8 protein-coding genes are annotated in these 11,844 nt (G+C 68.6%); 5 read left to right on the top strand and 3 right to left on the bottom strand.

Annotated elements, in window-relative coordinates; translation table 11 throughout:
- Positions 1–6: 6 nt before the first annotated feature.
- Positions 7–1,371, bottom strand: coding sequence for an APC family permease (locus ABIC78_RS14355; protein WP_354490437.1), 1,365 nt, complete (start codon positions 1,369–1,371; stop codon positions 7–9).
- 159 nt (positions 1,372–1,530) lie between these two features.
- Between ABIC78_RS14355 and ABIC78_RS14350 the strand changes: the two genes are divergently transcribed.
- Together ABIC78_RS14350 and ABIC78_RS14345 are read left to right on the top strand one after the other, a co-directional pair.
- Complete coding sequence (locus ABIC78_RS14350) at positions 1,531–3,924, top strand: TonB-dependent receptor plug domain-containing protein (protein ID WP_354490435.1); 2,394 nt, start codon at positions 1,531–1,533, stop codon at positions 3,922–3,924.
- Positions 3,921–4,805, top strand: a complete 885-nt coding sequence (locus ABIC78_RS14345) for a homocysteine S-methyltransferase family protein (protein WP_354490433.1) — start codon at positions 3,921–3,923, stop codon at positions 4,803–4,805. The genes ABIC78_RS14350 and ABIC78_RS14345 overlap by 4 nt, the downstream gene beginning before the upstream one ends.
- Before the next feature lie 35 nt (positions 4,806–4,840).
- Here ABIC78_RS14345 and ABIC78_RS14340 read toward each other — a convergent pair whose 3' ends face one another.
- Positions 4,841–5,512: a helix-turn-helix domain-containing protein gene (locus tag ABIC78_RS14340; RefSeq protein WP_022675447.1), complete on the bottom strand. Its 672-nt coding sequence runs from the start codon at positions 5,510–5,512 to the stop codon at positions 4,841–4,843.
- A gap of 113 nt (positions 5,513–5,625) precedes the next feature.
- Here ABIC78_RS14340 and ABIC78_RS14335 point away from each other — a divergent pair, with 113 nt between their 5' ends.
- Both ABIC78_RS14335 and ABIC78_RS14330 read left to right on the top strand, forming a co-directional pair.
- A complete protein-coding gene (locus ABIC78_RS14335) occupies positions 5,626–6,810 on the top strand; it encodes a JmjC domain-containing protein (protein WP_354490431.1) in 1,185 nt (394 codons plus the stop codon).
- A gap of 6 nt (positions 6,811–6,816) precedes the next feature.
- Positions 6,817–7,359 carry a pseudouridine synthase gene (locus tag ABIC78_RS14330; RefSeq protein ID WP_354490429.1) on the top strand — a complete coding sequence of 181 codons (543 nt, stop codon included), beginning with the start codon at positions 6,817–6,819 and terminating at the stop codon, positions 7,357–7,359.
- Here ABIC78_RS14330 and ABIC78_RS14325 read toward each other — a convergent pair.
- Entirely contained in the window at positions 7,356–10,637 is a 3,282-nt protein-coding gene (locus ABIC78_RS14325; RefSeq protein WP_354490427.1) for a DUF3857 domain-containing protein, read from the bottom strand. The genes ABIC78_RS14330 and ABIC78_RS14325 overlap by 4 nt on opposite strands.
- A gap of 264 nt (positions 10,638–10,901) precedes the next feature.
- Between ABIC78_RS14325 and ABIC78_RS14320 the strand changes: the two genes are divergently transcribed.
- Entirely contained in the window at positions 10,902–11,552 is a 651-nt protein-coding gene (locus tag ABIC78_RS14320) for a hypothetical protein (RefSeq protein ID WP_354490425.1), read from the top strand.
- Positions 11,553–11,844: the final 292 nt, after the last annotated feature.

The following is an 11,844-nucleotide window of genomic DNA, read 5'->3' as shown; positions in this document are numbered from 1 at the left end:
AATTGTTCAGGTTTGTTGGACGGCTTGGGCAGTCCTCCCGCGCCGCTGCACCAGTTGGCCAAGCACCAGGCCCAGCAGCAGAACGGCGGCCCCGGCCAAGGCACCCGGCCCCAGCTGGGTGAGCGAAGACCACAGCATGGCGGCCGACAGCGCCATGAAGGCTAGCGGGAACAGCGGAAACAGCGGCGTGCGCACCGGCCAGTCGTGCGCCTTCATGGTGCGGCGCAGGCGGATCAGCGCGGCCATGCCCAGGATCACGAACAGCCAGTACACCGGGGTCATGTAATCGACCATGGCGCCAAAGCCGCTTTGCGACAGGCCTGATACTGCCGTCAGCAGCAGGGAAAATCCGCCCACCGCCAGCGTGGCGCGCGCCGGCGTGCCGCGCGCATCGTGCCAGTTGCCCAGCGCGGACAGTGCCGGCAGGTCTGCCGCGGCAGAGGCGGTGACGCGCGAACACACGATCAGCGTGGAATTGATGCTGCTGATCGCCGAGATCGCCACGATCCCCACGGTCAGCCACGCGCCGGCCGGGCCGAACGCGGTGCGCGCCAGATCGGCGCCGGGCGCGGTGCTCGCGGCCAGGCCCGCCGGCCCCAGCCCGCGCAGCAGCGCCCAGTTCATCGCGCAATAGATCAGCATCAGCAGGGCGAGCGCCCCGATCACCACCACCAGCATGGCCCGCCGCCCGCCGCGCACCTCGCCTGACAGCGTCGCCATGTCGCTCCACCCGCCATAGGCCAGGAACACATAGATCAGCGCCACGCCCACGCTGCCGCCACTAGCCAGCGGCGCGCCGGCGGCGGGCGCGGGCACGAGCAGGCCGGCCGCAGTAACACAGGCAAAGCCGGCCGCCACCAGCGCCACCAGCAGCGCCTGGGTCAGAAAGCCAAGCCTGACATGCACGAGGTTGAGCGCGGTGAGTGCCGCCACGATCGCCAGCGCCAGCACGGTCCGCCCGGCATGGCCCAGCGGCCACAGCGCGCTGGCATAGTCGGCCAACAGGTGTGCCATCAGCGCGATCCAGCCGGTGTGCATGATGGCAAAGCGCGACCAGGCATAGAGCGCCGCCACGCGGCCGCCCCAGGCCCGGCGCAGAAAACTGTATTCGCCGCCCGAATCCGGAAAGGCCGCCGCCATTTCGACATAGCATAGCGCGCCCACCATGGTGACCAGCGCGCCGGCTACCCACAGCAGCAGCACATGCCCGCCCGGCGCATTGGCCGCCACGGTCGGCGCGGTCTTGAGGCTGTCGGTCGACATGACCATCCCCAGTGCCACCAGCATGGCATGGCCGACGTGCAGATGGGCGCGTGGGCCAGAAGTGGAACGGCCGGAAGTAAGGGGGCTGGAAGGGGGCAGATCGGTCAAGCAGGCACTTTCCGCAGGCTGGGGGCCACGAGCAGCGCACCTAGTGCGCGATTGCCACAGTCCGTGCAAGGATTGGCATGTTTCGAACTGCTCATTTGACCGAATAATACTCAAGTCATTAGGTGGATTTTTCCGACGTCCAACCGATCCGGGGTTTTCGTGGCACTTTCCGTCGTTTCCTATCGCGCGCCGCTGCGTCTGGCGCTGGTTTCCCTTGGCCTCTCGGCCAGCAGCATGGCGCTGGCCGCGCCCCAGGCACCGGCACCAGCCACCGATGCGCCGGCTGCCGACATCGGCACCAGCGGCGATGCCATCATCGTCACCGGCACGCGCGAAAGCGGCCGCCTGGCCCGGCAGAGCGCCACCCCGATCGACGTGGTCAAGGCCGATACCCTGACGGCCACGGGCCAGTCCAACCTGGTCGATTCGCTGCGCAGCGTGCTGCCCTCGTTCAATGCCCCGGCCGTGGGCTATGACGTGGGCGCCCTGGCGCGCACCTTTGCGCTGCGCGGCCTGTCGCCCAGCCAGACGCTGATCCTGGTCAACGGCAAGCGCCGGCACCTGTCGTCCAGCATCTATGCCGACAGCGATCCATCGCAAGGGTCCAATGTCGTCGATCTCGACATGATCCCGCTGGCCGCCGTGGGCCGCGTGGAAGTGCTGCGCGATGGCGCGGCGGCGCAATATGGGTCTGACGCGATTGCCGGGGTGATCAACGTCATCCTCAAGGACGATGCCAATTCGGGCGGCGTTTCGGTGCAGGGCGGCAAGTATTATGCCGGCGATGGCACCTCGATCCAGGCCAATGCCGACAAGGGCGTTGCGCTCAAGGATGGCGGCGTGCTGCATCTGTCGGCCGGCTATCGCTATCAGGATTTCACCAACCGCAGCGGCGACAGCGGCGGCGTGCAGCCGGCCAAGGTGCAGGGCATGCCGCGCTCGGTCGTGGTCAGCGGCGGCTATGACTATACCCGCCCGCTGGGCGAAACCCTCGATTTCTACAGCTTTGGCACCTATGCCTGGCGCAAGGCCCGGGCCAACGAAAACCCGCGCCAGCCCGGCTGGTTTTCCGATGCGGTCGATGCGCTTTATCCCCAAGGCTTCACTCCGCAGGAAACGCTGAACGAACACGATTTCAGCGTGACCGGCGGCATCAAGAGCCATGGCGACTGGGCGATGGACCTTTCCTCCACCTATGGCCGCGACACGGTCAAGCTGCGCAATATCAGCACGATCAATCCCGATCTGCTGGCCGACACCGGCAATGCCCAGACCGATTTCAACGTCGGTGGCTTTGCCGCGTCGGAATGGACCAGCAACCTCGATGTGAAGCACCAGTTCGACCTGGGGCTGGCCGGTCCGGCGACGTTCGCGTTCGGCGCGGAAAACCGCTATGAAACCTATGAGATCCGTGCCGGCGAGCCGACCTCGTATTACAGCGGCGGGCCTCAGGCGTTTCCGGGCTTCCGCCCCAGCGACGCGGCCAATGTCCACCGCAACAGCGTGGCCGGCTATGCCGACCTGACGCTGCGCCCGGTCAAGGCGTGGGAGCTTTCGGGCGCCTTGCGCTGGGAGCATTACAACGGCGTGGGCAGCCGCCTCAACGGCAAGCTCGCCAGCCGCTATGACGTGACCGACCGCTTTGCCCTGCGCGGCAGCGTCAGCACCGGCTTCCACGCGCCGACCCTGGCCCAGCAGAACTATTCTGCCACCACCGTCACCACCGGCTATGCCTCGATCCAGCTGCCGCTCGGCTCGCCCGGCGCCAACCTGCTGGGCGCGCCCGCGCTCAAGCCGGAAACCTCCACCAGCGCCAGCCTGGGCTTTGTGGCAGAGCCGGTCCATGGCCTGTCGATCACGGTCGATGCCTATCGCATCGATGTGAAGAACCGGATCATCGAAAGCGCCTATCTCTATGGCGATCTGGCCCAGGCGGCGATTGCTGCCAACGGCACCACGATTCCCGCCGGGCTCGATCCGGGCAATGTCAGTGCGGTGTTCTTCACCAACGGCGTCGATACCCGCACGCAGGGCGTGGACATGACCGCCAGCTGGGTGATGCCGGCCGGCGCGCTGGGCACGATCCGCTGGGATGCGGGGCTGGCTTACGTGGATACCACGATCCGCCGCGTGCATGCCGCGCCGGCGGTCCTGGCCGATGCCGGTCTGGCGCTGGTCGATGCGGTGCAGCGCACCAATCTCACCAACGCCACGCCATCGTGGAAGGCCTCGCTGGCTGCCGCATGGACCAGCGGCCCGTTGGATCTGACGCTGCGCAACACGTTCTACAGCAATGCGCGCCAGGCGCAGGGCTATGCCGAGCCCTATTACATCATCGATACCGGCGCGCGCGTGATCACCGATCTCGACATCGGTTATCGCGTCACCCCGCAAGTGCGCGTGGGCGTGGGCGCCAACAACCTGTTCGACGTGCACCCGCGCATGATCCCCACCGCGATCGGCCAGGCGCTCAACTATGATCGCTATTCCCACGTGGCGCCCTATGGCATCAACGGCGGATCGTATTACCTGCGCCTGACGGTGAACCTGTGAGCCTGGTGATCCTTGATGGCGGCACGGGCCGCGAGCTGGCGCGCTGCGGCGCGCCGTTCCGCCAGCCCGAATGGTCGGCCCTGGCGCTGATCGAGGCGCCTGAGTTCGTTGCCCAGGTGCATCAGCGCTATGTCGATGCCGGGGCCGATGTGATCACCACCAACAGCTATGCCGTGGTGCCGTTCCACATCGGGCAGGACCGCTTCGATGCCCATGGCGCGCAGTGGGCGGCACTGGCCGGCAGCCTGGCGCGCGCTGTGGCCGATGCCGCGCCGCGGGACGTGAAGGTGGCTGGATCGCTGCCGCCGGTTTCGGGGTCTTACCGCCCCGACCTGATCGACCTGGAGCGCAGCCGCGCGGTGCTGGCGGTCCTGGTGGCCGCGCTGGCGCCGCATGTGGATCACTGGCAGGCCGAAACCCTTTCGGCGATTGCCGAGGCAGAACTGGTCGCCGATCTGATCGCGCCCACGGGCAAGCCGCTGTGGCTCTCGTTCACCTTGGCCGATGAAGACCCGGCCGCAGCCCCGCAGCTGCGCTCGGGCGAAAGCGTCGAAGCCGCTGCGGCCGCCGCCCTGCGGCTGGGCGCCCAGGCGCTGCTGTTCAATTGCAGCCAGCCCGAAGTGATGGCCGCCGCCGTGGCCCAGGCCAAGGCCGCCTTGGCCGGCAGCGGGGTGGCGATCGGCGTCTATGCCAATGCCTTCCCGCCGCAGGGCGCCGATGCCGAAGCCAACAATGGCCTGAGCCCGATCCGCGCCGATCTCACGCCCCAGGGCTATGCCGCCTTTGCCCGCGCCTGGGCGGCCGAGGGCGCCACGATCCTGGGCGGATGCTGCGGCATCGGGCCCGAACACATCGCCGTGCTGCGCAGCGAACTGGGCTAACCTGCCCGGCGGTTACCCAGCAGAGCGAGGGCGCGTCAGGCCCCCGCCTGCCCGCGCGGATAGGCGATGATCGACAGATAGCGGATCGTGCCCGGCCCCATGGTTTCCGGACCATGCTGGGCCTGGCTGTCGAACAGCAGCGTGTCGCCGGGCTTGAGGTCATAGCGCCGGTCGCCATGGCGATAGGACAGTTCGCCTTCCAGCACGTGGATCAGTTCGGTGCCGGCGTGGGAAAAGCTGGTATAGGGGCTGGCCCGGTCCGACAGCGTGATCAGGTAGGGTTCGATGACCAGGTCGCCGCGCATCAGGTGGCCCAGCAATTGATAGACGTGGCCCGATTTGGTGCCGCGCCGATCGATCTTCACGCCTTCGCCTGCCGCCACGAACGAGCAGTCCTGCCGCTCTTCGGCCAGGGCGAACAGCGACGAGATCGGCGCGCTGAGCGCCTGGGCCAGCGAGTGGATCGAGGTGAGCGAGGCGGAAATCTGCCCGTTCTCGATCTTTGAGAGCATGCCGGTGGAAAGCCCGGCAGCGGTGGCCAGATCGGCCACCGACAGATCCTGCTGGCGGCGCAACTGGCGCACACGCAGGCCCAGCGCCTTTTCCAGCGCGCGCGGATCGTTGCTGGGGGCGCCCGATCCGGTGGTCAATTGTTCGATAACTGCTTCTGAAGGCTCTGCCTGTTCGGCTTTTGCGCGCTTGGCCATATCGTCTCCTGCTGGCCCTGCATGGAACGGCGGCACGGCAAATTCAAGCTTGGCAGCCCGGGTGACGGGCCACCTTTTGACAAGGGGCGGTGCATCGGCGCATGAGCGGCGCCATGCACCTTGCCCACTTCGACATCGCCCGGTTCCTCGCCACTGCCTGGCAAAAGCAGCCCTTGCTGATCCGCAATCCGTGGGGGGCGTGGCACAATCCGCTCGATCCCGATGAACTGGCCGGCCTGGCCTGCGAAACCGGGGTGGAATCGCGCCTGATCGTGCGCGGCGCGGGCGGCCCGGTGCTGGAACACGGGCCCTTGCCCGAAGACCGCTTTGCCAGCCTGGGCGCCGATCCCTGGACGCTGCTGGTCCAGGCAGTGGACCAGCAGGTGCCGCAGGTGGCCGATCTGATCGCGCCGTTCCGCTTCGTGCCCGATTGGCGGATCGACGACGTGATGATCAGCTATGCCACCGACGGGGCCGGGGTGGGGCCGCATTTCGACCAGTATGACGTGTTCCTGATCCAGGGGCTGGGCCGGCGGCGCTGGCGCGTGGGTCCGCGCTGCGATGCCGCCACGCCGCGCCAGCAGCACGCCGATCTGGCCCTGATCGCGGATTTTGCCGCCACCGGCGATTGGGTGCTGGAACCGGGCGACATTCTCTATGTCCCGCCCGGCTTTGCCCACGATGGCGTGGCGCTGGGCGATGATTGCATGACCTATTCGATCGGGTTTCGCGCCCCCTCGCGCGCCGAACTGGTGGAGGGCTGGGGCGCCCATGTGGCCGACCAACTGGAAGCGGCGCCCGATCACGAGGCCGATCGCTATGCCGATCCCGATCTTGTCCTGCAGGATCACCCCGGAGAGATCACCCCGGCCGCGCTCGACCGGCTGCACGCCATGACGCTGGAAGCGCTGGGCGATCGCGCGGCCTTTGCCCGCTGGTTTGGCCAGATGAACACCCAGGCCAAATACGCCGATACCGACTGGCGCCCCGAAACGGCGGCAGACCCGGCCGATGTCGCCGCGCTGCTGGCGCAGGGCGTGGCGCTGCGCCGCAATCCGGCCCACCGCTTGACCTATATCCGCGAGGGGGCCGGCACGGTGCTGTTTGCCGATGGACAGGCGTGGCCCTGCGCCGACGTGGCCCTGGCCCAGGCGCTGTGCGGTGGGGCGCTGGTGCTGCTCGATCCGGGCCTGGCCGGCGCGCCGGGCACCGCCGCGCTGGTCACCGCGCTGATCGACCAAGGCACGCTCGCTTGCGATGATGGCGAGGACGACGAAGACGGCGACTGGGCGGATTGAGCGCCCATGGCCCTGATCGCTTTCAACAAGCCCTATGGCGTGCTGTGCCAGTTCACCAACGAGAGCACGGGCCCGGCGCGGCCCACCCTGGCCGATCACATCACCATGCCGGGCGTCTATCCCGCCGGGCGGCTGGATCTCGATAGCGAGGGGCTGCTGCTTTTGACCGACGATGGCCGCCTGCAGGCGCGGATCGCCGATCCCCGGTTCAAGGCGCCCAAGACCTATCTGGTGCAGGTGGAGGGCGAGCCGGACGAGGCGGCGCTCACCGCCTTGCGGCGCGGGGTGCGGCTCAAGGACGGCATGACGCTGCCGGCCGGGGTGCGCCGCATCGATCCCCCCGCGCTGTGGCCGCGCGTGCCGCCGGTGCGCTTTCGCAAGAGCGTGCCCGATTGCTGGCTGGAGCTGATCCTGCGCGAAGGGCGCAACCGCCAGGTGCGGCGCATGACGGCGGCCGTGGGCCACCCCACCCTGCGCCTGGTCCGCTGGGCCATCGGCGCCTGGACGCTCGATGGCCTCGCGCCCGGAGAGTGGCGCCAGGTGGATTAAGGCTGGCTGCTCGGGGCAAATCCGACGGGCAGTTGCATGCCATATTCGGCCCAGGTTTTGTCCACGCCCGGAGACAGGCTGCGCGCGCGGGACAGATCGGCCAGCGCGCGGTCGCGCTCGCCCAGGCGGGCATAGGCCAGCCCGCGCCCATAGAGCGAGGCGATCAGGGTCGGCGCCATGCGCAGCGCGGTGTCGTAGTCGGCAATCGCGCCCTTGTTGTCACCCTGGCGCAGGCGCAGGAAACCCCGGCTATCGATGAAATCGGGGCGGCCCGGCGCGAGGCGCAGGGCGTTGTCGCAATCGCCGCCGGCACTGTCGAGCGCCAGGTTGTGCGTGGCCTTGAACCAGCACACCAGGTTGTGCGCCTCCGGGTCTTGGGCATGGCCGGCCAGCGTGGTGCCGGCCAGTTGCAGCGCGGCGGCGGTGCGCCCCTGCGCGGCCATCATGTCCATCTGCGCGGCCGCCACCTTGAGCGAGGTGGGCGCCAGCTTGGCCGCGTGGGTGACATCGGCGGCCATCGCGTCAGTGGCGGCAGCGTCTCGTTCCAGGGCGGCGCGTTGCAGCAGGGCATCGATATTGTCGGGATCGCGCTTCAATGCGGCGGTCACGTCGGTCATGCGTCCGGCATTGTCGCCCACCGGCCGCATCGCCGCGTGAGTCAGCAGGTCTGCCGCCGTGCCGTCATGCGCCACCAGCCAGTCGGCATCGGCCAGGGCACCGGTGCGGTCTCCCTCCTGCGCGCGCAGGGCAGCGCGCAGGCGGCGCATGTCGCGCGCGTCGGGGGTCTTGGCCAGCAGCGCGTCGGCCCCCTCCAGTGCCTCGGTCGTGCGGCCCAGCATCGAGAGCGCGACCACGCGCACGGGCTGCAGCGGCAGATCGGGCGCGAGGACAAGCGCGGCGTCGGTATCGGCCAGGGCCGGGCCATAGTGGCCCATCGCCAGGTGCGCGCTGGCCCGCCCGGCCAGAGTGCGCGGGTTGCGCGGATCGATCGCGATGGCGTGGTCATAGGCAGCGATGGCGTCGGCCATCTTCTGCGCCTTGAGCGCGACCAGCCCCTTGGCCGCCCAGGCCATGTCGTATTTGTCGTCCAGCGCCAGTGCGGCATCGGCCGTTTGGGTGGCGCGGGCATCGCCCTGGCTGGCATAGGCAAAGGCCAGCAGCCCTTGCGCGATCGGCTGCTTGGCATCGACCGCCAGCGACGCATTCAGGCCGGCGATGGCGCCGGGCATGTCGCCCCGGTCAAACGCTGCCGCGCCGCGCACCAGCCAGGCATGGGCCAGCGCCGGCTTGTCAGTGGCCAGGGCGGCCATGTCGGCATCGGTCGCTTCATACATCGCGGGCAGGCGGATGAACTGGCCATGGTTGCCCAGTTCGGCCATACGATCGCGCACTTTGGCGGCGTCGGCGGCGGGCAATTCGCCCTTGAGCGCGCGGGTGTCGTTGTCCATCGTCACCGTATCGCTATCCAGCGTCACGCGGCGGTGAAAGGCATAGAGGCCGCCCACGGTTTCATCCACGTCGCTCGCTTGCAAGGCAAAGTCCTTGCCGCCACGCGGCAGGCGCACGGTTTCGTGGTTGGCCCACCAATCGGGATAATCAAACGCAAAGGGCGCATCGGCCAGCAAGGTGCCCTCGCGTTGCACATCGGGTTTCCACCCCACGCGCGCGCGATCGAGTTCGTACCAGCGCATCGATCCGCTTGAGGTCCACTCCATCTTGGCGGTGCCGGTCATGCCCAGCACATAATCGCCGCTGGCCTCGTCCAGAGTGGCCGTCACGGTTTGCGGGGTGATGAAATCATAGACATCGCGCCACAGCTTGCGCAGCTGGCGTTCGCGCTCGGCCGTGGCAAGACCGGCATATTTCATCCGCCAGCGCGCCGCCGTATCGCCCCGCGCGCGCATCTCCGCCCGCGCCGGGGCGGGTACCTCCACCCCGGCCGAGGCATCGAGCGCAAGGCTGGTCACCACCTGCGGCGCGCTGGGCGCGGGCGGCACCATCGCCACCAGGCCGCTGCCTTGCGCCGTGGTGGGCAGGCCACTGGTGTAATTCGGCACTTCCAGCCGGTCGAGCCGGCTATCGCCCTGGCGCGTGCCGTCCAGCCAATAGCTGCGCCCGCCGATCTGCGCCTCGACCAGCACATGATCGAACAGGTTCATCGCCGGCAGGCGCGCGGCCACGGCATCGCCGCTGTCGGTATCGACAAAGACCGGCCGCGCCGCGATGCCCAGCCCCTTGAGCAGGGCCACCAGCAGCGCGGTCTTGCCCTTGCAATCGCCAAAGCGGCGCTGCCACGTCAGGTCTGCCGGGGCGGGCACGAAACCGCCATCGTTCATGCCGATGAACAGATAGCGCACCTGTTCCTGCACCAGGGCCAATGCCAGTTCGGCGCGGCGCACCGGATCGGCGCTGGCGGCGGCAATGCGCGCGATCTCGGCCTTGAGCGGGCTATCGGGTTTGAGCGTTTCGGCGGTTTCGAACAGGGCGTGGCCGGTGCGCGAGACGCTGGGCCAATCGGCAAATTCGGTCAGCTCCACCAGGTTGACCAGACCAAACCGCGCGGGCGCACCGGTGGGCGCCCGCTCGGTGGAAAAGTCGGTGCGTTCGGCCAGCAGTTCCATCGTGTCACCCTGCCGCGTCAGCTTGGGCTGCACCACGCCGGGCCAGGCGCGCCATTGCACCGCGCGGCCCACCGGCCAGGTTATCCTCAGGCGATAGTGGCCCAGCGGGAAACCGTCTGCCGGGCCCATCACCAGTTCGGCACGACCACCGATCGCCGGATCGCGGCGCGTGCGGGTATAGGCAACATCGATCACATCGCCGACGCGCAGGTCATCGGGCTGGAGCGTGGCGGTCAGCTTGCCATCGAGCATCGCGTCTTCGAGGTTCTTTTCGCGACGCACCACGGAAAGCGCGCTGCCATCACCCAGCAGGTCGATCACGCTATCGCCGCGCAGGATGCGATAGCGGTGCAGTGTCAGCGTTTCGAGGCTCGGATCCCAGCTCAATTGCAGGGCGGCATCGTCCAGCCCCTGGGTGGTGGCAATGCGAAAGCGGTTGGCGCGATAGACACTGCTGCCGCCATCGATCAGGTGCGCCTGCTCATCGATCAGCAGGTCGATCGTAGCGGCCCCTTGCGCACCGGCGCCGGTGGGCGTGATCGCGGCGCCGGGCGGCAAGACCCACGGTTCAGGCGGGGCAATGGCCGGGCGGGCCAGCGCCGCGCTGGCCGCGCTGGTCTTGCCCTCGGGCGCGGCGTGGGCGCTGATAGGTGCCACGCCCAACCCCAGACCCAGGCCCAGCAGGGCGAGCGCTGCATATGGCCGCGAAGAAGCGGCGGCCAACGCCGCGGCTGCACGAAAAACCCCCAAGAATGCCCCCACCTTTGTGCCGCATGGTTACGGCAGATTTGTCTTTGTTGCCATTGCTATCGCCTGCGCCGGGAACCGTCCAGCCAGGGTTGGCGCGAAATTGCTTCAAGTTTCGCGGGAAGCGGGGCAGATGGGCAAGGCCGCAGCGCGCGGTGCCTGGATCGATGCACAATGGCCGCAGACAGACCGCCGGTTTACCTCGCTGATCAGTCGGCCGTGCTCGGCGTGCCTGCCCGTTCGGCCGGTCGCCCGATCCGGCGCGGACGGCTGGTGGCGGGCATTGCCCTGCATTTCCTGGCGCCCGGTTATGGCCTGGTCCTGGTGACCGATGCCGCGCTGGGCCATGCCCCGCATGCGTGGGCGGCCTGGCTGCCCCATGCCCTGCATCTGGGCGGCTGGTTCCTGGCCGCTTATGGCGCCGCCGCCGTGGTGGCAAGCGGCGTGGCGGCGCTGGCCGATCGGCGCCAGCGCGCGGTGGCGGCACCGCCGGCAGTGTCGTTGGCCCCGGCCCTGGCCGCAGCACAGGGCCGCTTTGGCGCGGCGGCAGACGCGCAACTGGTACGCATCGCCAGCCTGGCCGCGCCCGCCGAAGCCGGCCCGATCGCCCAGGATATCATCCGCCTGCTCGCCGCCAGCAGCGCCGCGCCCGCATCCGATCCCGGAGTGCAGCACGGCACGGCCCAGGCCCTGGCAATCTTGGCCGATGCCCTGGAGCAGGACGTACGCCAAAGATCAGGCGCAGCACAGGACCAGGCGCGCGTCATGGCGCGGTATATCGACCTCAAGTATCGGCCCGGTTCTGACGGGCAGGATACTGTGTGACATTGCGATTGTTGTGGATTTCGCTGTGAAAACGGCCTAGATGAGTCGGTGGCCGCATCGAGCGGCTTTTAACAGGGCAACAGCACCCATGGGTGTGCAATTCTTCCCTTCGGCCCGGCGCATCGCCCGGCTCACTTTCACCAAGCACAGGTTTGAAAGCCCAGGCCGCTTGCGGCCTTAACGGCGCACAGTCCGCGCCAGGCATCAACCACGCCTGACCGTGGCCGCGCGCCCATGCGCAACCGCACCACCCCATCCGCACCATTCCCGCACGCCGGCATGCCATGCCGGG

The sequence above is a fragment of the Novosphingobium sp. 1529 genome, assembly GCF_040544855.1.
In the GTDB taxonomy this organism is placed as follows: domain Bacteria; phylum Pseudomonadota; class Alphaproteobacteria; order Sphingomonadales; family Sphingomonadaceae; genus Novosphingobium; species Novosphingobium capsulatum.
Note: the sequence above shows the minus strand (reverse complement) of the source record. Positions and strands in the feature narration are given on the sequence as shown.

Coding starts and splice junctions, on each gene's coding strand:
- ABIC78_RS14340 (WP_022675447.1), bottom strand. CDS start 5,512: ATGGCCAAGCGCGCAAAAGCCGAACAGGCAGAGCCTTCAGAAGCAGTT.
- ABIC78_RS14335 (WP_354490431.1), top strand. CDS start 5,626: ATGCACCTTGCCCACTTCGACATCGCCCGGTTCCTCGCCACTGCCTGG.
- ABIC78_RS14330 (WP_354490429.1), top strand. CDS start 6,817: ATGGCCCTGATCGCTTTCAACAAGCCCTATGGCGTGCTGTGCCAGTTC.
- ABIC78_RS14320 (WP_354490425.1), top strand. CDS start 10,902: ATGGCCGCAGACAGACCGCCGGTTTACCTCGCTGATCAGTCGGCCGTG.